This is a genomic window from Actinophytocola sp., assembly GCF_050699915.1.
Lineage (GTDB): Bacteria > Actinomycetota > Actinomycetes > Mycobacteriales > Pseudonocardiaceae > Actinophytocola.
In genome coordinates this window covers 12,932-39,000 of record NZ_JBOHGA010000036.1, presented here as the reverse complement: position 1 = coordinate 39,000, position 26,069 = coordinate 12,932, and the positions used below count along the sequence as shown (strand labels likewise).

The 26,069-nt window shown below is 71.2% G+C and carries 24 protein-coding genes and 1 pseudogene; 16 read left to right on the top strand and 9 right to left on the bottom strand.

Annotated elements, in window-relative coordinates:
* From ACRDSK_RS09795 to ACRDSK_RS09760, 8 genes and pseudogenes are all read left to right on the top strand, one after another.
* Positions 1 to 565, top strand: a pseudogene (locus ACRDSK_RS09795) (hypothetical protein); the annotation flags it as partial.
* 37 nt (positions 566 to 602) lie between these two features.
* The gene (locus ACRDSK_RS09790) at positions 603 to 1,586 is read left to right on the top strand and encodes an SMP-30/gluconolactonase/LRE family protein (RefSeq protein ID WP_431439680.1); all 984 of its coding nucleotides are present in this window, start codon (positions 603 to 605) and stop codon (positions 1,584 to 1,586) included.
* 89 nt (positions 1,587 to 1,675) lie between these two features.
* Complete coding sequence (locus ACRDSK_RS09785) at positions 1,676 to 1,942, top strand: hypothetical protein (protein ID WP_431439679.1); 267 nt, start codon at positions 1,676 to 1,678, stop codon at positions 1,940 to 1,942.
* Positions 1,943 to 2,460: 518 nt separating this feature from the next.
* On the top strand, positions 2,461 to 3,774 hold the full coding sequence (locus ACRDSK_RS09780) for an ABC transporter substrate-binding protein (RefSeq protein ID WP_431439678.1): 1,314 nt from the start codon (positions 2,461 to 2,463) through the stop codon (positions 3,772 to 3,774).
* Between the two features lie 74 nt (positions 3,775 to 3,848).
* A complete protein-coding gene (locus tag ACRDSK_RS09775; RefSeq protein WP_431439677.1) occupies positions 3,849 to 4,862 on the top strand; it encodes a carbohydrate ABC transporter permease in 1,014 nt (337 codons plus the stop codon).
* The gene (locus tag ACRDSK_RS09770; RefSeq protein WP_431439676.1) at positions 4,859 to 5,713 is read left to right on the top strand and encodes a carbohydrate ABC transporter permease; all 855 of its coding nucleotides are present in this window, start codon (positions 4,859 to 4,861) and stop codon (positions 5,711 to 5,713) included. Before ACRDSK_RS09775 ends, ACRDSK_RS09770 begins: the two co-directional genes overlap by 4 nt.
* Position 5,714: 1 nt before the next feature.
* The gene (locus ACRDSK_RS09765) at positions 5,715 to 8,309 is read left to right on the top strand and encodes a hypothetical protein (RefSeq protein WP_431439675.1); all 2,595 of its coding nucleotides are present in this window, start codon (positions 5,715 to 5,717) and stop codon (positions 8,307 to 8,309) included.
* 56 nt (positions 8,310 to 8,365) lie between these two features.
* Positions 8,366 to 9,475: a hypothetical protein gene (locus ACRDSK_RS09760; RefSeq protein WP_431439674.1), complete on the top strand. Its 1,110-nt coding sequence runs from the start codon at positions 8,366 to 8,368 to the stop codon at positions 9,473 to 9,475.
* Between the two features lie 43 nt (positions 9,476 to 9,518).
* Here the strand turns inward: ACRDSK_RS09760 and ACRDSK_RS09755 are convergent, their stop codons facing one another.
* Together ACRDSK_RS09755 and ACRDSK_RS09750 are read right to left on the bottom strand one after the other, a co-directional pair.
* Positions 9,519 to 10,295 carry an ABC transporter permease gene (locus ACRDSK_RS09755; RefSeq protein WP_431439673.1) on the bottom strand — a complete coding sequence of 259 codons (777 nt, stop codon included), beginning with the start codon at positions 10,293 to 10,295 and terminating at the stop codon, positions 9,519 to 9,521.
* The gene (locus ACRDSK_RS09750) at positions 10,288 to 11,253 is read right to left on the bottom strand and encodes an ATP-binding cassette domain-containing protein (protein WP_431439672.1); all 966 of its coding nucleotides are present in this window, start codon (positions 11,251 to 11,253) and stop codon (positions 10,288 to 10,290) included. The genes ACRDSK_RS09755 and ACRDSK_RS09750 overlap by 8 nt, the downstream gene beginning before the upstream one ends.
* Positions 11,254 to 11,373: 120 nt before the next feature.
* Here ACRDSK_RS09750 and ACRDSK_RS09745 point away from each other — a divergent pair, with 120 nt between their 5' ends.
* The 5 genes from ACRDSK_RS09745 to ACRDSK_RS09725 all read left to right on the top strand — a co-directional run bounded on the left by ACRDSK_RS09745 (position 11,374) and on the right by ACRDSK_RS09725 (position 14,132).
* On the top strand, positions 11,374 to 12,120 hold the full coding sequence (locus tag ACRDSK_RS09745) for a TetR/AcrR family transcriptional regulator (RefSeq protein ID WP_431439671.1): 747 nt from the start codon (positions 11,374 to 11,376) through the stop codon (positions 12,118 to 12,120).
* Positions 12,121 to 12,176: 56 nt separating this feature from the next.
* Positions 12,177 to 12,836 (top strand): DUF998 domain-containing protein, encoded by a 660-nt coding sequence (locus tag ACRDSK_RS09740; protein ID WP_431439670.1) that lies wholly within the window; start codon positions 12,177 to 12,179, stop codon positions 12,834 to 12,836.
* 55 nt (positions 12,837 to 12,891) lie between these two features.
* Positions 12,892 to 13,467, top strand: coding sequence for a LysE family translocator (locus tag ACRDSK_RS09735; protein WP_431439682.1), 576 nt, complete (start codon positions 12,892 to 12,894; stop codon positions 13,465 to 13,467).
* An 86-nt stretch (positions 13,468 to 13,553) separates the two neighbouring features.
* Positions 13,554 to 13,694 carry a hypothetical protein gene (locus ACRDSK_RS09730; protein ID WP_431439669.1) on the top strand — a complete coding sequence of 47 codons (141 nt, stop codon included), beginning with the start codon at positions 13,554 to 13,556 and terminating at the stop codon, positions 13,692 to 13,694.
* Between the two features lie 15 nt (positions 13,695 to 13,709).
* Positions 13,710 to 14,132 carry a DUF6319 family protein gene (locus ACRDSK_RS09725; RefSeq protein WP_431439668.1) on the top strand — a complete coding sequence of 141 codons (423 nt, stop codon included), beginning with the start codon at positions 13,710 to 13,712 and terminating at the stop codon, positions 14,130 to 14,132.
* Here ACRDSK_RS09725 and ACRDSK_RS09720 read toward each other — a convergent pair.
* Positions 14,129 to 14,713: a DUF1361 domain-containing protein gene (locus ACRDSK_RS09720; RefSeq protein WP_431439667.1), complete on the bottom strand. Its 585-nt coding sequence runs from the start codon at positions 14,711 to 14,713 to the stop codon at positions 14,129 to 14,131. The genes ACRDSK_RS09725 and ACRDSK_RS09720 overlap by 4 nt on opposite strands.
* Before the next feature lie 171 nt (positions 14,714 to 14,884).
* Between ACRDSK_RS09720 and mgrA the strand changes: the two genes are divergently transcribed.
* Together mgrA and ACRDSK_RS09710 are read left to right on the top strand one after the other, a co-directional pair.
* Positions 14,885 to 15,922: an L-glyceraldehyde 3-phosphate reductase gene (gene mgrA / locus ACRDSK_RS09715; RefSeq protein WP_431439666.1), complete on the top strand. Its 1,038-nt coding sequence runs from the start codon at positions 14,885 to 14,887 to the stop codon at positions 15,920 to 15,922.
* Entirely contained in the window at positions 15,919 to 16,797 is an 879-nt protein-coding gene (locus tag ACRDSK_RS09710) for a ribokinase (RefSeq protein ID WP_431439665.1), read from the top strand. Before mgrA ends, ACRDSK_RS09710 begins: the two co-directional genes overlap by 4 nt.
* Before the next feature lie 141 nt (positions 16,798 to 16,938).
* Here ACRDSK_RS09710 and ACRDSK_RS09705 read toward each other — a convergent pair whose 3' ends face one another.
* Positions 16,939 to 17,928, bottom strand: coding sequence for an o-succinylbenzoate synthase (locus ACRDSK_RS09705; RefSeq protein ID WP_431439664.1), 990 nt, complete (start codon positions 17,926 to 17,928; stop codon positions 16,939 to 16,941).
* Positions 17,929 to 17,999: 71 nt separating this feature from the next.
* Between ACRDSK_RS09705 and ACRDSK_RS09700 the strand changes: the two genes are divergently transcribed.
* The gene (locus ACRDSK_RS09700) at positions 18,000 to 19,433 is read left to right on the top strand and encodes an Nramp family divalent metal transporter (RefSeq protein WP_431439663.1); all 1,434 of its coding nucleotides are present in this window, start codon (positions 18,000 to 18,002) and stop codon (positions 19,431 to 19,433) included.
* Between the two features lie 20 nt (positions 19,434 to 19,453).
* Here the strand turns inward: ACRDSK_RS09700 and ACRDSK_RS09695 are convergent, their stop codons facing one another.
* The 5 genes from ACRDSK_RS09695 to ACRDSK_RS09675 form a co-directional block, all read right to left on the bottom strand.
* Positions 19,454 to 19,936, bottom strand: coding sequence for a gluconokinase (locus ACRDSK_RS09695; protein WP_431439662.1), 483 nt, complete (start codon positions 19,934 to 19,936; stop codon positions 19,454 to 19,456).
* A gap of 27 nt (positions 19,937 to 19,963) precedes the next feature.
* On the bottom strand, positions 19,964 to 22,414 hold the full coding sequence (locus tag ACRDSK_RS09690; protein ID WP_431439661.1) for a LamG-like jellyroll fold domain-containing protein: 2,451 nt from the start codon (positions 22,412 to 22,414) through the stop codon (positions 19,964 to 19,966).
* A 110-nt stretch (positions 22,415 to 22,524) separates the two neighbouring features.
* Entirely contained in the window at positions 22,525 to 23,547 is a 1,023-nt protein-coding gene (locus ACRDSK_RS09685) for an ABC transporter permease (RefSeq protein ID WP_431439660.1), read from the bottom strand.
* Complete coding sequence (locus tag ACRDSK_RS09680) at positions 23,544 to 24,509, bottom strand: ABC transporter permease (protein ID WP_431439659.1); 966 nt, start codon at positions 24,507 to 24,509, stop codon at positions 23,544 to 23,546. The genes ACRDSK_RS09685 and ACRDSK_RS09680 overlap by 4 nt, the downstream gene beginning before the upstream one ends.
* Positions 24,499 to 26,055 (bottom strand): sugar ABC transporter ATP-binding protein, encoded by a 1,557-nt coding sequence (locus ACRDSK_RS09675; protein ID WP_431439658.1) that lies wholly within the window; start codon positions 26,053 to 26,055, stop codon positions 24,499 to 24,501. The genes ACRDSK_RS09680 and ACRDSK_RS09675 overlap by 11 nt, the downstream gene beginning before the upstream one ends.
* Positions 26,056 to 26,069: the final 14 nt, after the last annotated feature.

The following is a 26,069-nucleotide window of genomic DNA, read 5'->3' as shown; positions in this document are numbered from 1 at the left end:
CCCCGCGGCCAAGCCCGCGGTGGCCGCCCCGCCCGCGAAACCGGCGAGCGAGCCGGCCTCGGGCCAGCCGGGTGGTCGCGCGGTGTTCCGCGTGTCCCGGGTGTCGGCGTTCGTGCTCGGGGTGATCACGACGATCGCGATGCTCGCGTGCCTGACGTTCTCTCAGGGGGCGAACCTGAACGGGGACGACGTCGTGGCGCTCGCCCTGTTCGGCGGCGCCGTGTTCTTCCTGCTGTCCGCCGTGCGGCAGTGGTGGGTCGTGCTGCGGCCGCGGCGGTGGCTGGCCGTCTCGCCCGAGGGGCTCACCGTCGGCCGCGGCAAGCAGGAGCGGCAGGTGCGGTGGGGCGAGCTCGCGCGGGTACGCATCGTCGACGACAAGCGGCGGCCGTGGGTCGTGGTGTGGTCGCACGGGAAGACGACGGACCTGGGCGCCGAGTACGCCGGTGGCCATCGGGTGTTCCCGGTCGGCCACGAGCGGGGCAGCTCGGCGCGGCGTCGCGAGGCGCGGGAGCTGCGCGCGGCCCTGTCCTGGTACGGCCGCGCGGTGTTCGACCCGAGCAAGTGACCTTGCTGGGTCACCGGCCGTGAGGTAGGCAGGGGGCATGCGACGTCCCTCGATCGACCCCGTGGTCTGGCAGCCGTCGAAGCAGGTCGACCGGCCCGCGAAGAACACGCTGCCACCGCTGACCGTGGTCCAGGTCAACGGGCGCGGCACCGAGGACGTGCTGGTCGAGCACGGCCACGTCTACACCGGCGTCGAGGACGGCCGCATCCTGCGGCTCACCCAGGACGGCCGGCGGCTCGACACGGTCGCCGACACCGGCGGGCGGCCGCTGGGCATCGAGGCCTACCCGGACGGCCGGCTGCTGGTCTGCGACGCCGACCGCGGCCTGCTGCTCGTGGACCGGGTCAGCGGCGACGTCGAGGTGCTCGTCGAGCGCGGCCCCGACCTGCGGGTGTGCAACAACGCCGCGGTGGCCGCCGACGGCACGGTCTACTTCACCGACTCCACGAACCGGTTCGACCTCCAGCACTGGAAGGCGGACCTGCTGGAGCACCGCGGCACCGGCCGGCTGCTGCGCCGCGACCCGGACGGCTCGGTCGAGACGCTGGCGGGCGGGCTGCACTTCGGGAACGGCGTGGCACTCGCCCCCGACGAGTCCTATGTGGTCGTCGCGCAGACCGGTTCCTACCAGCTGGACAAGATCGTGCTCACCGGCGACCGGCAGGGCGAGGCCGAGGTTTTCGTCGCCGGCCTGCCCGGCTTCCCCGACAACATCGCCACCGGCTCGGACGGCCTCGTCTGGATCGCGATGCCGAGCCGGCGCATCGCCGCGCTCGATATCACCAGCCGGCTGCACCCGGCGCTGCGCAAGGCCGTGTGGGCGTTGCCCGAGGCCTTGCAGATCAAGGAGAAGCGGGTCATCTGGACCCGCGCCGTGGACGGCGCGACCGGCCGGGTCGTGCACGACTTCTGCGGCACCCGGCCCGACTTCCACATGGTGACCGGCGTCCGGGAGTTCGCCGGTCGGGTCTACCTGGGCAGCCTCAACGAGCGCGCGATCGCCCACTTCGAGCTGCCCTGAGCCCGACGAACCGAGTCCTTACGAACCGCGAACGCGCGGAACACACCCGCCGGCCCCGCCGCGCGAGGTGAGCTGGCAGGACCGCGAGCGTGCGCTGCTGGCGGCGCACGAGAACCCCGACGGCTACGAGTACGACCTGCGGCCCGAGCTCGCTGCCCGGGCCCGCCGGCCCCGACTCGGTCGCGCTGCACCTGGACCTCGAGGCCGACGACGGCGTCCGGCCGCAGGAGGCGACCGCCGTCGAGCGGGTCGCCGGCCAGCCGGTCGTGCTGCACGCGGCCACCCTGGCCGACTTCGACCTCGACGACTTCGTCCGGCTGACCGCCACGGCCAAGGCGAGGACGACCCTCGGCTAGGTGTGTTCGGCCGGGCGCTGCATCATCGTTGCCGAATAGCAACCATGCCTCGCCGGCTCGGACAGGGCCGCCGAACCGGCCCGATGATCATGGTTCGACGTGCGTCCACATGGCCCGGAACCGGTGGCGGAAGGCCACGGGAAGGTGTCGGAACGGGCTCGGATCCGTAGCCGGTGGGCTGTTCGGTGGCCACCGGGCCTCCCTTCGGGCGGATGGCCGCGGGTCGGGCTTGACTGCGAGGCTTGCGCTGGTCCAGGCTTGCCTGCCATTAACCGATCAAGTGCGTTTTTGCGCCATCGGTTACGCAGTCGCAGCGAAGGCCTGGTCCGAAGTGGACCGGGCGTAGGGAGTCGAGGATGACTCAGGCGGTGGACCGGCACGGGGCGGCGTTTCGCCTGGTGTCCGCTCGTTCCGCGGTGTCTCCGCGAGCTCTTTCCGGAAGCCCTTGACTGTGCACTTGATCCACGTGGCGGAAATTCAAGGTGCGGTGCAGTCACGGATCGACAGGAGTAACAGAAATGAGTGCTGGAGCAAGGGCGCGCAGTGCTGCCTTGCTAGCCGTCGCGGCCATCGTGCTCGCGGGGTGTGGCGACGACGGCGGTGACGCCGACAGTGGCGGCTCGGGCGGCGGTGCGGCGCCGGCCCTGGAGGGCCGCGGGCCGATCACGCTCGCGACGGGCAAGGACACGTCGGGCAACATGCAGAAGCTCGTCGACCAGTGGAACACCGACCACCCCGACGAGAAGGTGACGATCACCGAGCTGCCCGAGGCCGCCGACGAGCAGCGCAACCAGATGGTGCAGAACGCGCAGGTCAAGTCCGACGCGTTCACCGTGCTCAACCTCGACGTCGTGTGGACCGCCGAGTTCGCCGCGAACCGCTGGATCGTCGAGATGCCGCAGGACCAGTTCGACCTGGAGAACTTCCTCGAGCCGGCCGTGGAGACCGCGAAGTACCGCGACAAGCTGTACGCGGCCCCGGTGTACTCCGACGGTGCCCTGCTGTACTACCGCAAGGACCTGCTGGACAAGGCGGGCGTCACCGAGGCGCCGAAGACGTGGGACGAGATGGCGGCGGCCTGTGACAAGGTCAAGGCCTTGCCCGAGGGCAAGGCCATGGGCTGCTACGCGGGCCAGTTCGACAAGTACGAGGGTCTGACCTGCAACTTCTCGGAGGCCGTGCAGTCGGCCGGCGGTGAGGTCTTCGGCGACGACGGCAAGCCGAACGTCAACACCGAGGAGGCCAAGAAGGGCCTGAACTTCCTCGTCGACGGCGTCAAGTCCGGCGAGATCCCGAAGGCCGCCGTGACCTTCCAGGAGGAGCCGGGTCGCCGCGCCTTCCAGGACGGCCAGCTGATCTTCCACCGCCAGTGGCCGTACCAGTTCGCGCTGGCCAACGCCACCGACGGCTCCTCGAAGGTCGCCGGCAAGTTCGGCATCGCCCCGATCCCGGGTGCGGACGGCCCGGGCGTGTCCACCCTGGGCGGGCACAACCACGCGATCTCGGCGTTCGCCAAGAACAAGGCGACCGCGCTGGACTTCATCAAGTTCTTCACCAGCGAGGAGTCGGAGAAGTCCAACCTGCTGGCCACGTCGCAGGCGCCGACCCGGGCGAACCTGTACGACGACCAGGAGCTGATCGAGAAGTTCCCGTACCTGCCGACGCTGAAGGACTCGATCGAGAACGCGGTGCCTCGGCCGGCGGCCGTGAAGTACGGCGATGTCACGGCGGCCATCCAGGAGGCCGCGTACGGCGCGATGAACGGTGAGAAGTCGACCGACGACGCGCTGAGCGAACTGCAGTCCAAGCTCGAAGAGCTGACCGCGGAATAGCGGACGAGATGCTCGGCCGGGCGGCCTCGCGCCGCCTGGCCGAGCGTCCCCTGAACGCGTAACGGGAGATCGTCGTGACCGCGCCTGCTCTGCCGCCCGCCGCGGGCGGAAACGCCACCACCAGCCCACAGCGTCACGGGCGGCTCGCCCTGATGCTCCTCTCGCCGACGTTCGTCGTGCTGGCGCTGGTGATCCTCTACCCGCTGATCGCCGCCGTCCGCGAGTCGCTCTACCAGAGACAGGAGCAGCTCGACGAGAGCGGCTTCGTCGTCGAGGGCGACACGTTCGTCGGGGTCGACAACTACATGGCGGTCTTCAACGGCGAGACCGCGGAGCGGTTCTGGAACGCCTTCTTCAACACCACGTTCTTCACCGTCATCGGGGTGACCCTGGCGAGCGTGCTCGGGGTGGCGATGGCTCTGGTCATGCACCACGCGCTGCGGGGCCGCGGGCTGGTCCGGGCGAGCATCCTCGTGCCCTGGGCGGTGCCGACCGCCATGTCGGCCCTGTTGTGGCAGTGGATCTTCCAGGCCGACGGCATCGCGAACGTGCTGCTGCCCGGCGACGCGGTGCTGTGGACCACGGAAGGCTTCCACGCCAAGATCGCGGTGCTGATCGCCGACGTCTGGAAGACCGCGCCGTTCGTCGGCCTGCTCGTGCTCGCCGGCCTGCAGATCATCCCGACCGAGGTGTACGAGGCCGCACGGGTGGACGGCGCCAACGCGTGGGTCCGGTTCTGGCGGGTCACGCTGCCGCTGGTCAAACCAGCCCTGCTGGTGGCGGTCCTGTTCCGGGTGATGGACGTGTTGCGGATCTTCGACCTGCCGTACGTGCTCATCGGCGAACGCAAGGAGTCGGTGGAGACGCTCTCCATGCTGGCCTTCGAACAAGCGCGAAATCTGAGATACGGACCGGCGGCGGCCTACGCGACCCTCCTGTTCCTCTACGTCGCGATCATCGCGTACGTGTTCGTCAAGCTCCTCGGCGCCGACCTGATCGGTGAGGCCCGAGAACGTACCCGGGCCGAGCGAAGGCGAAAGGCGACGTCCACGGCAGAGCCGGAGCAGAAGGAGGCTGTGTCGGTATGACCGCCCCCACCAACAAGAGTGCCCGGGAGCTGACCGGTCGTCGGTGGCTGTCGACGCTGGGCATCGTCATCATCGTCGTCTACTGCCTGGCGCCGTTCTACTGGATGGTCGTCTCCGCGCTGCGCCAGCCCAACGACCAGGCCGACAACTCGTTCTTCCCGAGCCCGTTCTCGATGGAGAACTTCGCGGGCGTGTTCCGGTCGGACGTGGGCTTCGGCCGGAGCCTGGTCAACAGCGTGGTCGTCGCGGGCATCACGACGATCTTCACGCTGATCCTCGGCACGTTCGCGGCGTACACGCTGGCGCGGCTGAACTTCCGGTTCAAGAACCTCGCGGCCGGCATCATCATCGCGACCTCGATGTTCCCCGGCATCTCGCTCATCGTGCCGTTGAAGAAGCTGTTCACCGAGATCGGCTGGATCGACAGCTACCAGGCGATGATCGTGCCCAGCCTCTCGTTCGCGCTGCCGCTCGCGGTGTGGACACTCGCCACGTTCTTCCGGCAGATGCCGAAGGAACTGGAGGAGGCGGCCATGGTGGACGGCCTCACCCGTGGTCAGGCGTTCCGCAAGGTGATCCTCCCCTTGGCCGCGCCGGGCATGTTCACCACGGCGATCATCACGTTCATCGCCGCGTGGAACGAGTTCATCATCGCGCTGTCCATGGTGAACGAGAAGGAGATGAAGACGGCCAACGTCTTGGTCTCGCAGTTCACCGGAATCTCCGGGTACGACAGTCCGTTCGGGACCAAGATGGCAGCCGGCGTGATCGTCACCGTGCCGCTGGTCGTCGTCGTCCTGATCTTCCAGCGCCGGATCATCGCCGGCCTGACTGCTGGAGGCGTCAAATAGCATGCGCAGGAGCAAGGCGCTCTTAGTACTGGCCGTCCTGGCCACCACCGCCGGGCTGGGGATTCCCTCGGCCACGGCCGCCCCACAGTCCATCTCGGACTCGATCGCGGGCGGCGCGCTGTCCGGCCGCGACCTGGTCGAGCTGTCGGAGACCACGCGCCTGGCCGACCGCCGGGCGCTGGTCACCGGCGACCGGGTGATCTCCATGAGCGACGCGACCGGGCTTTACCCGGCCACCGGCTGGCACATCCGCGGCGAGATGGGCGGCATCTGGACGCCGCCGGTGAAGCTGCTGGACGGCCTGTGGTTCGCCGTCGACGGCAACTGGCTCGGCGCCGACGTGGCCGCCACGAAGTACACCACCGGCTGGGGCTACCAGCGGTTCGACTACGCCGGCAGCGACGGGGTGTCCGTCGGCCGGCTCGACTACGCCCCGGACGGCGCGCGGGCCAACGTCATCGGGCTGACCCTGCGCAGCGACTCGCGGCGCACGGTCAAGCTCGCGATGGACGCGCACTCCGAGCTGATGCCGAACTACCCGTGGGGCTGGACCACGCCCAGCGCGGCCGACGTGAACCTGGCCGACACCGGCGGGTACGCGAACGGCACGCTGAACTTCCGCGAGAAGGGCGCCTCGCCCGGCCTCGGCGCGCACGACTACGCCGCGGTCGTCGGGTCCTCCGCGCGGCCCTCGGCCCACCAGCTCGGCCCGAACCACCGCGGCCCGCAGGATCCGGCCGTGGTCTGCCCGGCCGAGGGCGAGGCGCCGCCGAAGTGCGACGACTCCGCGTTCGGCAAGGGCACCGGCGGCCGGCTCAGCTACGACGTCTCGCTCCAGCCGGGCCGCGCGACCACGGTGTGGTTCACGGTCGCCGGCTCGGACCGGGGCCCGGCCGCGGCGCGCGCGGAGTTCGCGCGGGCGTCGAAGAACCCGGTAGCGGCGCTGCGGTCCAAGGTGGACGACCGGCGTGACCTGGCCGGCAACACGAAGGTGGACCTGCCCGGCGACCGCCTGCTGCAGCAGAGCGTCGAGTGGAGCAAGCAGAACCTGGCCGACTCCGTGCAGGAGCCGCACGACCTGAAGCTGCGCGACGTCGACGAGGGCCGGGCCTACCCCGAGCCCGTCGGCACACTCGACGAGGCCCGCTTCTACGGCGCCGGCTTCCCCGACTATCCGTGGATGTTCGGCACCGACGGCGAGTACACCGCGTTCGCCGCGGTGGCCGCAGGCCAGTTCGACCCGATCAAGTCGCACCTGCGCGGGCTGCGCGACGTCAGCGAGATCGTCAACGAGGGCAGCGGGAAGCTCGTGCACGAGATCGTGCACACCGGCGACGTCTACTTCGGAGCGAACGACGACGCGGGCAACACCGACGAGACGGTGAAGTTCCCGAGCGCCGTCGCCCTGGTGTGGCGCTGGACCGGCGACGACCGCTTCCGCGACGACCTGTACGACTTCACGGTCCGCAACCTGCGGTACGTGGACGCCACGCTCGACGCGGACGGCGACGGCTGGCTCGAGGGCCTCGGCAACGTCGAGCGGCCGGGCATGGGCGAGGAGAAGCTGGACAGCACCGCGTACTTCATCCGCGGCCTGCTCGACCTCGCGGACATGGCCGCCAGTAAGGGCGACGACGCCACGGCGACGTGGGCGAGCGACAAGGCCGCGGCGCTGCAGTCCCGGTTCGAGCAGACCTGGTGGACGCCGGGCGACGCGAACGCCTACGCCGAGTCGATCGACGACCCGGAGAACCCGGCCAACGACAACGCGGCGGTCTTCCAGCGGCACTGGACCGGCGTGTCGCCGATGGAGATCGAGCTGCCCGGCGGCAGCCCGCTGGCCAGCGGCGAGCACGGCCAGGCCGCGCTCGCCCAGCGCGAGAAGGACTGCTACACGGGCGAGTTCGGGCTCTACCACACCGGCAGCGGCCCGACCTCCGCGCCGGAGGGCAACCCCGGCCCGTCGTGCGACAGCGTGGTGTCCACCGTGAAGAGCGAGCGCTCGACGTTCTCCCTCAACACCGGCGTGATGGCGGTGGCGGAGGGCAACTTCGGCCGGCTCGGTCCACAGCGGACCTACACCGACGGCAACGCCCGCATCCAGCTCGACCCGTCGGTGTGGGAGACGCCGGGGGCGATGCCGGAGATCGCGCCCTCGCCGGACTTCCCGGCGAACATCGACCGGCCGATGTACGACCGTTCGATGTCGCTGCAGGCCTGGGGCGCCTACGGGATCCTCTGGCCGGTCGTGCACCAGCACCTCGGCGTCGCGCCGGACCTGGGCAACGGCAGGCTGTCGGTGGTCCCGCAGCTGCCCGAGGGCCAGCGGCGCATCGCCGGGTCCGACATCCAGCTGGGCAAGGGCTCGGTCGACGTCGAGGTCTGGCGCGACGGCAACCGGTTGTCGACGAAGGTCGACGTCGACCGGCTGCGTGCCGACCTGACCGTCGGCGCGGTGCTGCCGGCCGGAAAGCAGCCGGTGAAGGTGACCTTCAACGGGCGCTCGGTCGACTTCGAGGTCGTGTCGACCGCGCGCGGCGACGAGGTCCGGGCGGCCGTGCACAAGGACGGCAAGCTCGAGGTCTCCTTCCGTTAGCCCGCCACGGGGCCGGTCCGGGTGGGATCATCTGGACCGGCCCTGTGGAGGTACTCATGCGGCGCATCGGGACGCTGGTCGTCGGTCTCGGCTCGGCCGCGCTGCTCGCCGGCTGCGCGGTGCCGACCGTCTCGGGGTCCGCGTTCCCCGACCGGGTGCACGCGGAGTCGTTGCGGGTCACCGACGAGCGGCGAGTGGATGTGCGCGGCCCGGTCCGCCTCTCGCCCGACGGCACGCGCGTGCTGCGGCTGGATCCGCGGCTGTGCGTGACGGCGCTGGACGGCTCCGGCGAGCAGTGCGTCGACAACGGTGACGACGGCGGCACGGTCCGGCCGGACCCGCTGCACGCGCAGTGGTCGCCGGACGGCACCAGGATCGTGTTCACCGACGACTTCTGGCGGCAGCTGCGAGAGCCGGACGTGTGGATGTTCGACTTGCGCACCGGCGAGGTGCGCAACCTCACCGACGACGGCGTGGCCGAGCTCGACCTCGGCGGCGCCGACCCGCGGGCCACGGTCGACCTGCTGCCGTCGTGGTCGCCGGACGGCATCTTCGTCCGGTTCGCCCGCGGCACCATGGGCGCGGACACGACCTCGCTGATGTCGCTCAACGTCGAGCACGGCGAGCTGGCCGGCGTTCGGGAGGTCTCCTGCGCGACTCCCCAGGTGACCGCGCTGGCCTGGTCGGCGAAGCGGGTGGCCTGGACCTGTGGGGTGGCGGAGCCAGAGGTGCGCGTCGCCGAGGTGTCCCGGTTCCGCGAGTGGACGATGCTGCCCCCGAAGGGCGGCGAGGACCGGACGCTGCTGTCGTTCTCGCCGGACGGGGAGGCGCTGCTCGTGGACTCGATGGCGCAGTACCGGTCCTTGGACTCGGACGGCGGGCGGGCGCGGGTCGTGCCGGCCGCGGGCGGCGAGCCGCGCCCGGTGGCCGCCGGCCGGGTCGGCTTCCCGGCCTGGGTGCCGGGTGCCGACGCGATCGCCTATGTCGAGCTGCCCGGCACGCTGAAGGTCGTGCTCTCCCCACTCGCCGAGCGACCCGCGCCGGCGCGTGAGCTGCGTGCCGTCGAGGGCCTCGCGGCACCCGACGGCATGCGGCTGAACTGGGGCGGGAACGGGCTGCTCGCCATGCGGGACGGCGACCCGACGCTGCTCACGATCACCGAGTGACGGGGCCCGTGCCGCCCCCGGGCCGGCACGGACCCCGCGTGGTTCAGCTGATCCGGCGGCGGAACAGGTAGCCGGACGCGGCGACCGCGACGGCGAGGATTCCGCCGCACCACGCGATCGCGAGCCACGGCGAGTTGCCGACCGGCATGTCCAGCAGCAGCCCGCGCATCGACTCGATCACCGGCGTGAACGGCTGGTGCTCGGCGAACCCGTGGATCCACGACGGCATCGTGTCGATCGGCACGAACGCGCTCGACGGGTAGGGCAGGAACATCACGAAGAAGCTGAACCCGCCGGCCGCCTCGGCGGAGCGGGTGATGAGCCCGACCGCGGCGGAGACCCACGAGAAGGCGAGCACGAACATGAGCAGCACGCCGACCGCGGCGAGCCACTCCCCGAGCCCGGCCTGCGGGCGGAAGCCGATCAGGAACGCGACCACCAGCACGAGCACCGTGGACAGCAGGTTGCGGGCGATGCTCGCGACCACGTGCCCGGCGAGCACGGCGGCGCCGCTGATGTCCATGGACCGGAAGCGGTCCATGACGCCGCCCTTCAGGTCCTGGGTGACGGCCACCGCGGTGAGCGAGGAGCCGAACCCGGCACACAGGATGATCACGCCCGGCACCACGTAGGTGACGTACTCCGTGCCGGTCTCGATGGCACCGCCGAACAGGTAGACGAACAGCAGCATCAGCATGACCGGCAGGAACAGGGCGGTGTAGAGCGCGTCCTGGTTTCGCACGGACAGCCGGACCGAGCGGGCGGTCATCGCGCGCATGTCCCCGGTCAGGGACGGCGGGCGAACGGCGAGCTCAGACATGGGTGGTCTCCTTCTCCTCCTGGCCGGCCCGGTGCCCGGTCAGGGCGAGGAACACGTCGTCGAGGGTCGCGCCGTGGACGGTGAACCGGGCGACCGTCCGGCGGGTGGGGTCGAGCTCGTCGAGGAGTGCGCGCACGTGGCCGGCGCTGCCGTCGGTGGCGACGGACACCGCGAGCCGCTCGCCGGCGGGAGCCACCGCGCGCCCGCCCAGCGCGCCGACGAGCTCGTCGAAGGCGGGCCGGTCGGTGGCTGTGAGGTCCAGCCGGTGCCCGGCGACCTGTTCCTTCAGCTCGGCGGAGGTGCCCTCGGCGACGATCTTGCCGCCGTCCATCACGGCGACGCGGTCGGCGAGCCGGTCGGCCTCCTCGAGGTACTGGGTGGTCAGGAAGATCGTCACGCCGTCGCGGGTGAGACCGGTGACGACCTCCCACACGGCCTGCCGGCTGCGCGGGTCGAGCCCGGTGGTCGGCTCGTCGAGGAAGAGCACGGACGGCCGGACGATCAGGCTCGCGGCGAGGTCGAGCCGCCGGCGCATGCCGCCGGAGTACGTGGCGACCCGGCGGTCCGCGGCGTCGGTGAGGTCGAACCGCTCGAGCAGCTCGGCGGCCCGGGCCGCCGCCCGCGGCTTGGACAGCCGGTACAGCCGGGCCATCATCCGCAGGTTCTCCGCGCCGGTCTGCAGCTCGTCGATCGCGACGTCCTGACCGGTCAGGCTGATGCTGCGGCGGACCAGTGCCCGCTCGCGGACGATGTCGTGGCCGGCGACGCGGGCGGTGCCGGCGTCGGGGCGCAGCAGCGTGGCGAGGATGCGCACCGTGGTGGTCTTGCCGGCGCCGTTCGGCCCGAGCAGCGAGTAGACGCTGCCGCGGTCGACGCTGACGTCGACGCCGCCGAGGACCCGCACCGTGCCGTAGGACTTCTCGAGGCCAGTAGCCTCGATGGCTGGCTCGTGGGGCATGGGGATTCCCTCTCTGTGTTTCCTGGCGAGATCACAGTGCGCACTGTGTATGGCGTAAACTCTACTGCGTAGGACGTAAACAGTACATCAGGGTTTTTCCCCTAGGTGAGGTCAGGGTTGATGAGCGACGAGACCGGGCTGCCGGCCAGCTTCGAGCTGGCCTGGGGCGTGCGCGCGCGGCCGACCAAGGGGCCGAAGCGTGCCCTGAGCCTGGAGCGGGTCGTGGCCGCCGGGGTCGCGGTCGCGTCCGCCGAGGGGATCGGCGCGGTGTCGATGAACCGGGTGGCGAAGGAGCTCGGCATGTCGGCGATGTCGCTCTACCGCTACGTGGCCTCGAAGGACGAGCTGCTCGCGCTGATGGTCGACGCGGCGCTCGGCGAGGTCCCGGACGTGTCGGCCGAGGACGGCTGGCGGGCCGGCCTGGAGAGGTGGGCGTGGGCGGAGATCGGCGCCTACCGGCGCAACCTCTGGGTGCTGCAGGTGCCGGTCAACGGGCCACCGGTCACGCCGAACCAGATCGCCTTCCTGGAGCAGGGCTTGCGTTGCCTTTCCGGCACGCCGCTGGAGCCGTACGAGAAGCTCGCGGTGATCCTGACTCTCACCAGCTACACGCGCAGCTGGGCCATGTTGAGCTCGCAGATCGACTCGGCCATGAAGGCGGGCGACCCGACCGCGCTCGAGGCGCTGACCAACTACGGCAACATCCTGCGCGCGGTCACCGACCCGGCCGCTTTCCCCGCGCTGCACGAGGTGCTCGCGGCCGGGGTGTTCGACGACGCGGAGGAAGGGGAACTCGACCAGGACTTCGTGTTCGGCCTGGCCAGGCTGATGGACGGGTTCGAGGTGCTCGTCCGCTCACGCGCCTGACGCGTCCGGTTTGTCGTCTTACGGTTCTCTCACGTTCGCCGGTTAGTGTCGAGTCCATGGTCACGGGCAGAGCGGTGGCGGCGGCGAGCCTCGGGACGCTCGCGCTCGGCACGGTGCTCATGCTGTCGCTGCACGTGGTGCCGCCGACCGACGAGATCGACCCGGTCCGCCGCACGCTCAGCCAGTACGCGCTCGGGGTCAACAAGTGGCTCTTCGACCTCGCGGTGCTGCTGGTGGCGCTGGGCTCGGCGCTGGCCTTCACCGAGCTCGTCCGGCGCCGGCTGGTCCGGCCGCTGTCCGCACCGGTCCTGTTCGGTGCACTGTGGACGGTGTGTCTGCTCGTGATCGTCTGGTTCACCAAGACCGACTGGACGATCGGTCCGAGCATGGGCGGGCAGATCCACCGCTACGCGAGCGTGGTCGCCTACCTCGCGCTGCCGCTCGCGATCCTGCTCGCCGCCCGGACCGTGTTCGCCGACGCGCCGGCCTGGCGGCATACCGCGCAGGCGTTCGGGCTCCTCGCGCTCGGCGGGCTCGGTGTGCTGCTGGTCGGCTTCGTGCGGATGCTCGCCGGCGGCGGTCCGTGGTGGCGGTTCGTGCCGCTCGGCCTTGTCGAGCGGCTGATGGGGGCGTTCGCGGTGGCGGCTGTCGCGGTCGTGGTGCTGGGCGTGCTGGTGCGCGCTAAATCCGACGACGCGGTCGCCGTGCCGGCCTAGTCTCGTGGGCGTGTTGTCGACCGACGTTCTCGCGTTCGCCGCCCTGGCGCTGATCATGATCGTGATCCCGGGGCCGAGCGTGCTGTTCACCATCGGGCGCGCGCTGACCGTCGGCCGGCGCGAGGCGCTGCTGACCGTCGCGGGCAACGCTACGGGCGCGTACCTGCAGGTGGTCGCGGTGGCGCTCGGCGTCGGCGCGGTCGTGGAGCGGTCGGCCGCGGTGTTCACCGCGGTCAAGCTGGTGGGTGCGGCCTACCTGGTCTACCTCGGCGTGCAGGCGTTCCGGCACCGCCGCAAGGTCACCGAGGCGCTGGCCGGCTCGGTCTCCCGCATCGGCCCCGCGCGGGCGCTGCGCGAGGGCGTGGTGGTCGGCTTCACCAACCCGAAGACGATCGTGTTCCTGGTGGTGGCGCTGCCGGAGTTCACCGCGAACGGCGCGCAGATGCTCGCGCTGGGCGCGCTGTTCCCGGTGCTGGCCGTGCTGTGCGACGGCGTGTGGGCGTTCGCCGCGAGCACCGCGCGCACCTGGTTCGCCCGCTCCCCGCGCCGGCTCGCGATGGTCGGCGGCACGGGCGGGCTGATGATGATCGGCCTCGGCGCGAGTCTCGCGCTGACCAACCGCAAGGACTGAGGGTGTAGCTGGAGCGGGCGTTCCCACCCGGGTTCGTCCGGCAGCGCCACCTCCAGCAGGTCATCGGCGTCGCCGAGCCGTGGGTCGTGCCGTTCGTGGTGCGGCTGGTCGGCGAGTACGTGGTGGAGATCCTCGCTACCCGCGCACACTCCTCGGCGACTCCCTGCGTGCCGCAGGGGAGCGGGCTGGGGAACGCGTGTTCTAATATCGCGGTCCCGTCGATCTGATCAAGGAGCGTGATGGTGTCCACCCCCAGCGAGGCGCAGGAGCCGACCGAGGCCGCGGCGGCCTCCGAGGTCCCCGAGACCCCTGAGGTCCCCGAGGCCGGCTCCGAGGCTGTGGCCGAGGCGCCCCGCAAGCGCGGCCGCAAGCCAGGCAGCACCGCCCGCAAGACCCGGACCGTCGAGCTGACCCTCACGGTCACCGGCACCATGGACGGCGAATGGCAGGCCGAGCTGACCCAGTCCGGCAGCCGCCTGCTGCAGGGCATCTCGATCCCGGCCGCCGCGGTCTCCCGCGCCGCCGCCGAGTTGCACGAGGACATCTCGAAGGCGATCGAGAGCGTGCTGGACGCGGCTCGGGAGCAACACCAGGCGCGGCTCGCCGAGCTGGAGGCGGAGCTGAGCAAGGTCAAGGAGAAGCTCGCCAACCTGCAGGACAACTAGACCGACCGAGCGACGCGGGTGAGGATCGCCGGCAGGGCGCGCAGCACCGCCGCCCCGCCGGCGAGCACCGCGAACAGCACCACCAGCACCACGACCGTCCGCGGCTGCGGCACCCGCAGCATCTCGGCGAGACCCCACGGGTCGGTCACCACGTCCCACGAGTTGAACCGGAACACCCGGCCCAGCAGGATCCCGACCGCGCACAGCGCGTGCAGCGCCACGTCGATGCCGAGCACCGCCCTGGGGGAGAGCCCGCGGCCGGCCAGCCACCGCTCGAACCGGACCAGCGAGAGCACGTACGCCAGGAAGCCGACGCCGATCAGCACGGCGTACTGGGCGAGCACCGCGGCCGCGAGCCACGGGTCGTCGTTCGTCTGGGCCATGTCGGCGGGGACGTGCAGGATGTCGGTGAGCACGTACGGCGCGTTGGGCAGGAACGCCACGAACACGACGCCGCCGGTCCACAGCAGCCACGGCGGCCGCGACCGCCGCCCGAACAGGTACCGGGACAAGCCGAGCGGGACCAGCGCGAGCACGAGGTTCCAGCCCATCCACCAGACGTTGCCGACCAGCACGGACATACCATTCACGCTACCCGCGGATCGAGGAGAACGATTCGAGATCAGAGCGAGTGTCTCTCAACCGCACCCAGGGGGAACGGGACGCAACTCAGCCATAAGTACGCACCGAACCGACGGACAACAGACCAACGCAACCAAACGTTTGAATTCCGGAGAGGCGGTTGGTACGAGATGACGACCCCGGCCTACGGCGCCGCAGCGGACCGCTACGACACGATGACCTACCGCCGCAGCGGTGACAGCGGCCTGGACCTGCCGGCGATCTCGCTCGGCCTGTGGCAGAACTTCGGCGGCGAGGTGCCGCTCGAGCAGTGCCGGGCGATCTTGCGCCGCGCGTTCGACCGCGGCGTCACGCACTTCGACCTGGCCAACAACTACGGACCGCCGTACGGCTCCGCCGAGGAGAACTTCGGCACGCTGCTGGCGCAGGACTTCCGGCGCCACCGCGACGAGCTGGTCGTCTCCACGAAGGCCGGCTACGACATGTGGCCCGGCCCGTACGGCCAGGGCGGCGGGTCGCGCAAGTACGTGCTGTCGAGCCTGGACCAGAGCCTGTCTCGGATGGGTCTGGACTATGTGGACATCTTCTACTCGCACCGCTTCGACCCGACCACCCCGCTCGACGAGACGATGGGTGCGCTCGCGTCGGCGGTGGCGCAGGGCAAGGCGCTCTACGTCGGCATCTCGTCGTACTCGCCGGCCAAGACCCGCGAGGCGCACGCGCTGCTGGCCGGCATGGGCGTGCGGCTGCTGATCCACCAGCCGTCGTACTCGATGCTGAACCGCTGGATCGAGCCGGAGCTGCTGGACACGCTGGGGGAGCTGGGCGTGGGCTGCATCGGGTTCTCGCCGCTCGCGCAGGGCATGCTGACGGATCGTTATCTCGGCGGGATCCCGGAGGGCTCGCGCGCCAGCCGGGACGGCTCGCTGTCGAAGGACTTCCTGACCGAGGAGAACCTGGGCCGCATCCGCTCGCTGAACGAGATCGCGAAGGGCCGCGGCCAGACCCTCGCGCAGCTGGCGCTGGCCTGGACGCTGCGCGACGCGCGGATGACGTCGACGCTGATCGGCGCGTCGAGCGTGCGCCAGCTCGACGACAACCTGGCGGCGCTGGGCGCCCTGGAGTTCACCGACGACGAGCTGGCCGAGATCGACCGGTTCGCCGAGGAGAGCGGCATCAACCTGTGGGCTCGGTCCTCCGCCCGATGATCGCCGTCGTCGGTTCCTGCAACGTCGACTTCGTCGTGCCCGTCGCTGTCCTGCCCGGGCCGGGGGAGACCGTGCTCGGGCGGGACCACCTGCGCATGCCGGGCGGCAAGGGGGCCAACCAGTCGGTGGCCGCGGCCAAGCTGGGCTCCCCGGTGGCCTTCGTGGGCTGTGTCGGCGACGACGCGCTCGCGCCGACCATCCTGTCCGCTTTGGACGGTGCCGGGGTGGACACCTCGTGGCTGCGCCGGGTGCCGGACGCGCCGAGCGGGATCGCGCTGATCACCGTCGCCGACGGGGGCGAGAACACGATCGCGGTCAGCCCGGGCGCGAACGCCCGACTCGGCCCGGCAGACATCGAGGCCGCGGCCGGGCTGCTGTCCGAGGCCGCGGTGACGTTGGTACAGCTGGAGATCTCGCTGGACGCGGTGGCCGCCGCCGTGCGAACCGCGCGCGGCCGGGTGGTGCTCAACCCCGCGCCGGCGCGGTCGCTGCCGGCCGAGCTGCTCGCGTCGGTCGACGTGCTGGTGCCCAACAGGTCGGAGCTGGGAGTGCTGGCCGGAGCCCCGGAACCGACCACTCCGGACGAGGCCGCCGCGCTGGCCGCCGCGCTCGACGGCCCGGCCGCGGTGGTGGTCACCCTGGGCGCCGACGGTGCCCTGGTCGTCGAGGACCGCGCGGCCACGCACGTCCCGGTGTCCCAGGTGGACGCCATCGACGCGACCGGCGCGGGCGACGCGTTCTGCGGCGCCCTGGCCGACGCCCTGGCCCGCGCCGAGCCGCTGGTGACCGCCACCGAGTGGGCCGTCCGGGTCGCGGGCATCTCGACCACCCGCTGGGGCGCCCAGTCGAGCCCCACCCGCGACGAGCTCAGCTGACCCGGCTCAGCGTCGGCGCCGGATCATGGCGAAGCCGACCACGGGCCGGCGGAACGCCGTTGTACCAGCTCGGCGGGACCCCAGCCATCTCTCCGGCGGCGTCGCACATCGCTTCGGCGGCTCACGTGTCCACCGTACGACTCAGCTGAGTACGCGGCCCTGCTCGACCAGGCGGGCCAGGCGGTCGCGCCACCAGGTGTCGCGGGTCGGGTCGGTGGGCGCGTAACGGTCCAGCAAGGCGGGGTCCGGCGTGGGCGGCACCGGCGACACCGGGAGGTGGCCGTCCACCGGGCGCAGCGAGCGCGCCGGGCCGACGAGGTCGGAGGTCAGCAGCGACAGCGTGCCCAGCCCGCACGCGAACTCCAGCGACGGCAGCGCGCCCGCCAGCGCCACGCCCGCCGCGAGCCCGACGCTCGTCTCCAACGCCGACGACACCACGCACGGCAGCCCGCACGCCTCCGCCACCCGCAGCGCCCGCCGCACGCCGCCGAGCGGGGTCGCCTTCAGCACCGCCACGTCCGCGGCCTCCGCCACCGCCACGCGCAGCGGGTCGGCGGCCCGCCGGATCGACTCGTCGGCCGCGATCCGCACGTCCACCCGACGCCGGACCAGCGCCAGCTCCTCGATCGAGGCGCACGGCTGCTCCACGTACTCCAGCCCGCCGGCCGCCCGGTCCAGCACGCCGATCATGGACACCGCCGTGTCAACGTCCCACGCGCCGTTCGCGTCGCAGCGCACCAGGCCGGACGGGCCCAGCGCGTCCCGCACCGCCTCGAGTCGTTCGATGTCCGCCGGCAGCGAGGACGGCGAGTCGGCGACCTTCACCTTCACCGTGCGGCAGCCCGACGACGCGGCGAGACGGTGCGCCTCGGCGGGACCCACCGCGGGCACGATCGCGTTGACCGGGATCCGGCCGCGCACCGGGTCCGGCCAGCCGACCGTGCACGCCTCCAGCGCCGCGGTCAGCCAGGACGCCGACTCCGCGTCGTCGTACTCCGTGAACGCCGAGAACTCCCCCCAGCCGGCCGGCCCCTCGACGAGCATGCCCTCGCGCACGTCGATGCCGCGGAACCGGGTGGTCAGCGGGATGGCGAAGGTCCGCGCCTCGCCGAAGTCGATCATCGTCTTCATCACGACCGACGCTATCCGATGAACGCCGTTAGGATTTTGCGTACACCCGGTAGGAAAGGGGATGAAGGAACATGGCGAGCCAGCACGACGAAGCGACCTCGGTCGTCGACCGATTTCCCGCGAAACACCTGGCCAAGCCCGAGATCAGGCCCTTACCCGAGCCGCCGCGGTCCACGTGGCGGATCATCGGGCCGGGGATCATCGCGGCCGGTGTCGGGCTCGCGAGCGGCGAGTTCATCCTCTTCCCGTACATCGCCTCCCAGGTCGGCCTCGTGTTCGTGTGGGCGGCGATGGTCGGCCTGGTCACGCAGTTCTTCCTGAACATGGAGATCGAGCGGTACACGCTCGCGACCGGTGAGACCGCGCTGACCGGCTTCAGCCGCTTCTGGCGGCACTGGGGCCTGGTGTTCGCGATCCTCGCGCTCTTCGCGAACCTCTGGCCCGGCTGGGCGTCGAGCTCGGCGACCATGGTGACCTACCTGTGGGGCGGCAGCGTCACCTGGATCACCGTCGGCATGCTGCTCGCGATCGGTCTCATCCTGACGCTCGCGCCGGTCGTCTACGTCGTCCTGGAACGCGCCGAGATGGTGAAGGTGGCGGCGGTTCTGGTGCTGCTGCTGGTCGGCGCGTTCGCAGCGGTGAGCGCCGACGCGTGGGCCGACGTGCCAACGATCGTGACGGGCGCGACCGTGCCGACCGAGCTCGGCGTCGCGCTGCTGCTCGGCGCGCTGGCGTTCGCCGGCGCCGGCGGCGGGCAGAACCTGGTGCAGAGCAACTGGATCCGGGACAAGGGCTTCGGCATGGGCAAGTACGTGCCGCGCATCAAGAGCCCGGTGACCGGCCAGCCCGAGGCCGCGCCGAGCACCGGCTTCATCTTCGAGCCGACCGACGAGCACCTGGGACGGTGGCGCTCGTGGTGGCGGCTCGCGAACCGCGAGCAGCTCTACACGTTCGTGCTGATCACCTTCCTCACCATCCTGTTCACCTCGCTGCTCGCCTACTCGACGGTGTACGGCCGGGACGACGTGACCAACGACATCGGCTTCCTGCAGACCGAGGGCGACGTGCTCGCCGCGGAAGTGGGCAGCTGGTTCGGCAGCTTCTTCTGGATCATCGGCGCGTTCTCGCTGTTCTGCGCAGCCCTGGGCATCGTGGACTACTCGGCGCGGCTGGTCGCGGACGTCATCAAGACCTCCTACGCCCAGCACGTCAAGGAGAGCACGCTCTACTTCGCCGTGGTGTGGGTGCTGGTCCTCGTCGGCTGCGTGATCATGCTGTCCGGCTCCGCGCAGCCGTTGGTGCTGCTGGTGATCTCGGCGTGCGTCGGCGGCCTGATGATGTTCATCTACTCGATCCTGCTGCTGGTGCTGAACCGCCGCGTGCTGCCCGACCAGATCAAGATCCGCGGCTTCCGCGTCGCGGTGCTGGGCTGGTCGGTGGCGCTGTTCGGGGTGCTCAGCGTGCTCACGATCATCGACCAGGCGCGCAAGCTACTGGGCGACTGAGGCGCCGCCGTCACCGGTGATCATCGAAGCGCTCGGACGGCGGCCTCGACCAGATCCTCGACCGGGGCGTCCAGGTCCAGCACCACGCCCCGCTCAGCGGGGTCGAGCGGCTCCAGCGCGGCGAACTGCGAGTCCACGAGCGAGGAAGGCATGAAGTGGCCGGCCCGCCCGGACACCCGCCGCCGGACGGTCTCCCGGTCGCCGTGCAGGTGGACGAAGGACACGCCCGGCGCCGACTCGCGCAGGATGTCCCGATAGGACCGCTTCAGCGCCGAGCAGCTGGCCACCGCGCCGTCAGGCTGGGAAGCGAGCCAGGCGCCGATCGCGTGCAGCCACGGCACGCGATCGGCGTCGGTCAGCGGCGTGCCGGCGGCCATCCTCGCGACGTTCTCCGGGCTGTGGAAGTCGTCGGCGTCGCCGAACGGCACGTCCAGCCGTTCGGCGAGCGCCACGCCGACCGTCGACTTCCCACATCCGGTGACACCCATGACGACGATCAGCATGGGTCCCACACTAAGCGGCCGCCGGTACTACCTCCCGGACTCGAACAGCTCAGCCACCTCGGAGTCGGGCAGGGCCCGGTCGAACACGTGCACCTGGTCGAGCGCGCCGCGCCAGTGGTCCACCGGGTTGCCGCCGAACTTGGCCCGCCCGATCACCGTGTTGCCCCGCGCGTCGCTGCCCACGCACGCGGTCTGCGTGCCGGCGAGCTGACCGTCCACGTACAGCTTCAAGGTGCCGGACACCACGTCGCGGACGCCGACCAGGTGGTACCAGCGGCCGGTCTCCGGCGGGGTGGGCGCGAGCGCCCGCACGCCGACGAAGCTGAACGCGAACCGGTTGTCCGCCCCGGAGTACTGCAGGAAGAACCCGCTGTCCGCGGTCCCGTCCTGGCTCACCGCGGTGGCGAACCCGCCGAGGCTGTCGAGCTTCACCCACGCGGCCACCGAATAGTTGACCTTCGTGTCCAGCAGCGCCCGCCCGGTGTCCACATGCGACCCGTCGCCGGCGAGCTGGATGCCCGGGCCGTCGTGCCCGTCCGTCCATGTGGGACTACCGACGAACGTGCCGTCCGCGTCGCCCACCGCGTCCGCGGTCGTGGTGCCGGTGTTCTCGCTGAACGGGTAGTAGTGGATCCCGTCCGGCCCCGGCGTGCCGGGCGGAGGCGGCTCGGTGCCGCCGCCGGAGCCGTCCGCGCCCGCGATGATCTCCTCGTTGACCGCGCGCACCTGCGCGAAGTCCATCTTCTCCACCTGCCGGTCGTAGGTGAAGAAGCCGTTGACCTCGTGCTCGACGTCGGTGATCTGCGTGTAGATCGCGCCGGAGATCCCACAGCTCTGCGCGGAGGAGAGCACATCGCGCTGGTTCTCCACGTACCGCCGGGTGAGCGTGGCCGAGTCCGGGGTCATCTCGTAGGCATGGCCCTCGCCGAACCACATGTGGTCCTCGACCTCGAGCCCGAAGCCGCCGTGCTCGCCGTCGACCGAGACCCGCCGCTCGTCCGGCACGGGCTGCGCCGGGCCGACGTAGGCGTGGTGGTCGATCATGTCGCCGCGGCCGGAGTCGCCCTTGGAGGCACAGCAGTTCACCCCGCTGTGCGCGTTCACCAGCCGGCTCGGGTCCCGCGCCTTCACCTCGTCGGCGATCCGCCCGGTGTCGTCGCGGTCCCACTCGCCCCAGCCCTCGTTGAACGGCACCCAGGCCACGACCGAGGTCCAGCTGTCGTGCTGGTCCACCATCGTGTGCAGCTGGCGCTCGAACTCCGCGCGCGCGTCCGGCGGCGGCAGCTCGTCGGAGGTCTTCATCGACGGCATGTCCTGCCACACCAGCAGTCCCAGCCGGTCCGCGTGGTAGAACCACCGGTCCGGCTCGACCTTGATGTGCTTGCGGACCCCGTTGAAGCCCATCACCTTGTGCTGCTCGAGGTCGAACGCCAGCGCCTCGTCGGTCGGCGCGGTGTGGATGCCGTCCGGCCAGAAGCCCTGGTCGAGCGTGGCCATGTGGAACAGGATCTCGCCGTTGAGCGTCATCCGCAGCTTGCCGTCCGCGCCCGGCTTCATGCCGATCTCGCGCATGCCGAAGTACGAGCCGACCTGGTCGACCGCACGCTCGCCCTTCTTCGAGTCCAGTATGGACACACGCAGGTTGTAGAGGAACGGCGAGTCCGGCGACCACGGCTTCGCGTTCGGCACCGGCAGCCGCAGCTCGCCGTTCGCCGGCCCGCGTACCCGGCCGACCTCGGTGTCGCCGTCGTAGGCGACCGCCTCGACCGTGGCGTCCCCGCCGGCGGTGTGCGCGGTCAGCGCCAAGCTCCCGTCGGCGAGGTTCGGGGTCATGTCCAGGTCGGTGATGTGCCTGCCCGCCACGGGTTCCAGCCACACCGTCTGCCAGATGCCGGAGCTGCCGGTGTAGAAGATGCCGCGGTCTGGCACCTGGCGCTGCTTGCCGACCGGCTGCCACGTGGCGTCGGTGAGGTCCTCTACGCCGACGATCAGCTCCTGCGGTCCCTTTCGGGTCAACGCGTCGGTGATGTCCACGCCGAACTTGTCGTAGCCGCCACGGTGCACGGTGACCTGGCGGCCGTTGACCCACACCGTCGCGTCGTAGTCGACCGCGCCGAAGTTCAGCACCAGGCGCTCGTCGGCCTTGCCGACCTTCCAGCGGGCCGGCACCTCGAACGTGCGCCGGTAGAACATCCGCTCCTCGCTGCGCTGGATCCCGGACAGCGCCGACTCGATCGGGTACGGCACGAGGATCCGCTCGCCCAGCGTCTCGCCCACCGGCGGCGTGGTGAGGTCCTCGGCGGCCGCGAACTCCCACACTCCGTTGAGGTTCTGCCAGCGGTCGCGGGGCAGCTGCGGTCGCGGGTACTCCGGCAACGCGTTGTCCGGCCCCACCTCGTCGGTCCACGGCGTGGACAGGGGCGGGGTGCCGGGCTCCCAACCCGGGTCGGCGTTCGCGGGCGTGGACATGGCTGGCATCAGTGCCACGGTAGTGACGATCGCCGTGAGCGCACCGGTCACCCTTCTTCTCGCCGTGGGTTTCCTGGGGGTCTTCATGGCAGGGACGACCTCCTTGACTTACTGCAGGGTTATCGCCGCCCTCGCAGGTAGGCGCGGCTGAGGTAGGCCTGAACGGCGACGACGACGGCCAGGAACGCGCCGCTGACCACGGACTGGTAGTGCGAGGACAGCGTGCCGATCTGGTTGATCACGTTCTGGATGACGCGCAGCAGCAGCACGCCCGCGAGCGTGCCGCCGACCGTGCCGGCGCCGCCGGTGAGCAGCGTGCCGCCGATGACGACCGCCGCGATCGCCTCCAGCTCGAGCCCCTCGCCGACGATCGTCACGCCCGAGGCGGAGTAGGCCGCGGCGAGCGCGCCGGCGAGCCCGGCGAGCAGCCCGCTGCCGACGTAGAGCAGCATCGTGTTGCGGGCCACCGGAAGCCCCATCAGCGTGGCCGCCTCCCGGCTGCCGCCGATCGCGAACGTCGAGTGGCCGAACGGGGTGCGCTGCAGGACGACCACGCCGACCGCGAACAGCACGATCATGATCCACACCGGCAGGCCGAGCCCGAGGAACGTGCCCTGGCCGATCTTGGTGAGCCACTCGTCGCGCGGCATCAGCCGGGTCGTGGCGCCCTCGTCGGTGATCGCCAGCAGCAGCCCGCGCGCGCCGAGCAGGGTGGCCAGCGTGACGATGAACGGCGCCAGCCGCCCGTACGCCACGAGCACCCCGTTCAGCAGCCCGATCGCGCCGCACACCACGATCGGCGCCAGCAGGCCGACCAGGCTGCCGTGCTGGATGCCCCACGCGGCGAGGACACCGCCGAGCGCGAACACCGAGCCGACGGACAGGTCGATGCCGCCGGAGATGATCACGAAGGTCATGCCGAGCGCGACGATCGCGAGGAACGAGCTCTGGATCGCGATGTTCTGCGCGTTGCCCACGGTGGCGAACGCGTCGAACGAGAACGACGCGACCAGCACCAGCAGTGCCAGCACGACGATCGAGCCGCGCCGCGCGACCAGCGCGGCGAGCCACTCCTTGCGGGTCGTCCCCGCGGTGGCGGGCGAGTCGTCCTCGACCGTGTGCGCCTGTTTGATCGCGGTCACCGGCCACCCGCCTTGGTCCGCTGCAGGTACACCGCGACCACGATGATCGCCGCCTGGACGATCTGGGCCGTGGAGTCCGGCAGGTCGTGCTTGATGAGCGTCGCCGTGATCAGCTGCATCAGCAGCGCGCCGGCGACCGTGCCGAGGATGCGCACCCGGCCGCCGGACAGCGGCGTGCCGCCGACCACGACCGCGGTGATCGCGGCCAGCTCGTACAGGTTCCCGATCGCCGACGGGTCGGACGCGGTGAGCCGCGCCGTCGCGACGATGCCGGCGATCGCGGCCAGCACGCCGCTGAGCACGTAAGTAAGCATCAGCACCCGGCGCACCGGCAGCCCGGCCAGCGCGCTCGCCGACCGGTTGCCGCCGACCGCGACCAGCTGCCGGCCGAACGTCGTGTACCGCACCAGCAGCCACACGAGCGCGGCGAGGACCGCGGAGATCCACACGATGACCGGCAGGCCGAGCAGCTTGCCCGAGCCGAGGTCGAGCAGCTCGGGGTTGCGGATGTCCTTGAGCTGGCCGTCGGCGAACACCAGCGCGAGGCCGCGGCCGCCGACCAGCAGTGCCAGCGTGGCGACGATGGGCTGGATGTCGACGACCGCGACCAGGGTGCCGTTGAGCAGCCCGCACAGCGCCCCGGCCAGCAACGCGAGCCCGATCGCGGGGATGATGCCGTAGCCCAGGTACAGCGGCAGGATCGCCGCCGCGATGGCCATCACCGAGCCGACCGACAGGTCCACGCCCTCGGTGCCGATCACGAGCGCCATGCCGAGCGCGACGATGAGGATCGGCGCGACCTGGACGAGCTGGGTGTTCAGGTTCGCGACGGACGCGAAGTTCTCGGTGAACACGAGGTTGTAGACCACGAGCACGGCGATCGCCGCGTAGACCCCGTTGTCCCGCAACCACGCCCGGGTCCCCGTGGTGCGCAGCGGCGCGCTGACGGTCTCAGTCGCCATGAGACTCCTCGCCTGTGTCTGATGGCTCGCTCGCGGCGATAGCGGCCAACAGGGTCGCCTCGTTGACGTCGTCGCCCTCCAGCCGGGCCACCACCCTTCCCTCGCGCAGTACCACGATCGCGTCCGAGCCCTCGACGACCTCGTCGAACTCCGAGGAGATCAGCACCACGCCGAGCCCGTCGGCGGCGAGCTCGTCGACCAGCGCCTGTACCTCCGCCTTCGCGCCCACGTCGATGCCGCGCGTCGGCTCGTCCAGCAACAGGACCTTCGGCTGCGTGCACAGCAGCCGGGCCAGCAGCACCTTCTGCTGGTTGCCGCCGGACAGCTCGCCGACCCGCTGGTCCGGGCTCGCCGCCTTGATCCGCAGCCGGCGCATGAACGTGTCCACGATGGAGTCCTGGCGCCGGCGGGAGACGAGCCCGGTGCGCGAGAGCCGGGGGAGCGCGGCCAGCGCGATGTTCTCCCGCACGGACAGCTCCGGCAGGATCCCGTCCGCCTTGCGGTCCTCGGGCAGCATCACCACGCCGGCCCGCATCGCCGCCGCCACCGAGCCGGTGCGCAACCGTTTGCCGCCCACCGTGACCTCGCCGGCGTCCAGCGGCAGCGCGCCGGCGATGGCCATCGCGGTCTCGCTGCGACCGGCCCCGAGCAGCCCGCCCAGCCCGACGATCTCGCCCGGCCGGACCGTGACGTCCACGCCGTCGAGCCGGTGCCGCGCGGTCAGCCCGACCGCGTCGAGCACGGGCTCGGTCTGCGCCGCGGTGCGCTCGCCCTCGAACTTCGTGGCGCCCTCCCGGCGGACCTCCTCCAGGTCGCGGCCGAGCATCATGGCCACCAGCTCGATCTGCGGCAGGTCGGCGAGCGGTCCATTGTGGACCAGTCGGCCGTCGCGCAGGACGGTCACCCGGTCGCAGATCCGGTACAGCTCGTCGAGTCGGTGGCTGACGTAGAGCACCGCGACGCCGTCGGCCTTGAGCCGCTCGACGATCGCGAACAGCGTGTCGACCTCGCGCGGCTCCAGCGAGGACGTCGGCTCGTCCAGGACCACCACGCGCGCCCGCGTGTCGGCGGCCCGCGCCACCGCGACCATCTGCTGCACGCCCATGCCGAGCGTGCGCAGCGGCCGGGTGACGTCGACGCCGATGCCGTAGGAGTCGAGCAGCTCGCGCGCCCGGCGGTTCATCGCCCGGAAGTCGACCAGCCCGAACCGGGTCCGCGGTTCGCGGCCGAGGTAGAGGTTGCTCGCCACCGACTGCAGCGGCACCAGGTTGACCTCCTGGTACACCGTGCTGATGCCGGCGGCCTGCGCGTATGCCGGGTTGTTGCCGAAGCGGATCTCGCGGCCCTCGTAGGTCAGCGTGCCGTCGTCGGGCGCGTACACCCCGGTGAGCACCTTGATCAGCGTCGACTTGCCCGCGCCGTTCTCCCCGACCAGGGCGTGCACCTCGCCGGCGCGCAGCTCGAGGTCCACATCGGACAGCGCGACCACGCCGGGGAACCGCTTGCCGATCGCCGTGGCGGCGAGCACGACCTCGCTCGTGTCCATGGACCCGTTCCCGT

What these genes read in the sequence shown, in the direction of transcription:
- ACRDSK_RS09745 (WP_431439671.1), top strand. Translation starts at nt 11,374, where the DNA reads ATGAGCGACGAGACCGGGCTGCCGGCCAGCTTCGAGCTGGCCTGGGGC.
- ACRDSK_RS09760 (WP_431439674.1), top strand. Translation starts at nt 8,366, where the DNA reads ATGCGGCGCATCGGGACGCTGGTCGTCGGTCTCGGCTCGGCCGCGCTG.
- ACRDSK_RS09690 (WP_431439661.1), bottom strand. Translation starts at nt 22,414, where the DNA reads ATGCCAGCCATGTCCACGCCCGCGAACGCCGACCCGGGTTGGGAGCCC.
- ACRDSK_RS09790 (WP_431439680.1), top strand. Translation starts at nt 603, where the DNA reads ATGCGACGTCCCTCGATCGACCCCGTGGTCTGGCAGCCGTCGAAGCAG.
- ACRDSK_RS09675 (WP_431439658.1), bottom strand. Translation starts at nt 26,055, where the DNA reads ATGGACACGAGCGAGGTCGTGCTCGCCGCCACGGCGATCGGCAAGCGG.
- ACRDSK_RS09755 (WP_431439673.1), bottom strand. Translation starts at nt 10,295, where the DNA reads ATGTCTGAGCTCGCCGTTCGCCCGCCGTCCCTGACCGGGGACATGCGC.
- ACRDSK_RS09720 (WP_431439667.1), bottom strand. Translation starts at nt 14,713, where the DNA reads ATGTCCGTGCTGGTCGGCAACGTCTGGTGGATGGGCTGGAACCTCGTG.
- ACRDSK_RS09765 (WP_431439675.1), top strand. Translation starts at nt 5,715, where the DNA reads ATGCGCAGGAGCAAGGCGCTCTTAGTACTGGCCGTCCTGGCCACCACC.
- ACRDSK_RS09740 (WP_431439670.1), top strand. Translation starts at nt 12,177, where the DNA reads ATGGTCACGGGCAGAGCGGTGGCGGCGGCGAGCCTCGGGACGCTCGCG.
- ACRDSK_RS09695 (WP_431439662.1), bottom strand. Translation starts at nt 19,936, where the DNA reads ATGCTGATCGTCGTCATGGGTGTCACCGGATGTGGGAAGTCGACGGTC.
- ACRDSK_RS09710 (WP_431439665.1), top strand. Translation starts at nt 15,919, where the DNA reads ATGATCGCCGTCGTCGGTTCCTGCAACGTCGACTTCGTCGTGCCCGTC.
- mgrA (WP_431439666.1), top strand. Translation starts at nt 14,885, where the DNA reads ATGACGACCCCGGCCTACGGCGCCGCAGCGGACCGCTACGACACGATG.
- ACRDSK_RS09750 (WP_431439672.1), bottom strand. Translation starts at nt 11,253, where the DNA reads ATGCCCCACGAGCCAGCCATCGAGGCTACTGGCCTCGAGAAGTCCTAC.
- ACRDSK_RS09680 (WP_431439659.1), bottom strand. Translation starts at nt 24,509, where the DNA reads ATGGCGACTGAGACCGTCAGCGCGCCGCTGCGCACCACGGGGACCCGG.
- ACRDSK_RS09780 (WP_431439678.1), top strand. Translation starts at nt 2,461, where the DNA reads ATGAGTGCTGGAGCAAGGGCGCGCAGTGCTGCCTTGCTAGCCGTCGCG.
- ACRDSK_RS09735 (WP_431439682.1), top strand. Translation starts at nt 12,892, where the DNA reads ATGATCGTGATCCCGGGGCCGAGCGTGCTGTTCACCATCGGGCGCGCG.
- ACRDSK_RS09700 (WP_431439663.1), top strand. Translation starts at nt 18,000, where the DNA reads ATGGCGAGCCAGCACGACGAAGCGACCTCGGTCGTCGACCGATTTCCC.
- ACRDSK_RS09705 (WP_431439664.1), bottom strand. Translation starts at nt 17,928, where the DNA reads ATGAAGACGATGATCGACTTCGGCGAGGCGCGGACCTTCGCCATCCCG.
- ACRDSK_RS09770 (WP_431439676.1), top strand. Translation starts at nt 4,859, where the DNA reads ATGACCGCCCCCACCAACAAGAGTGCCCGGGAGCTGACCGGTCGTCGG.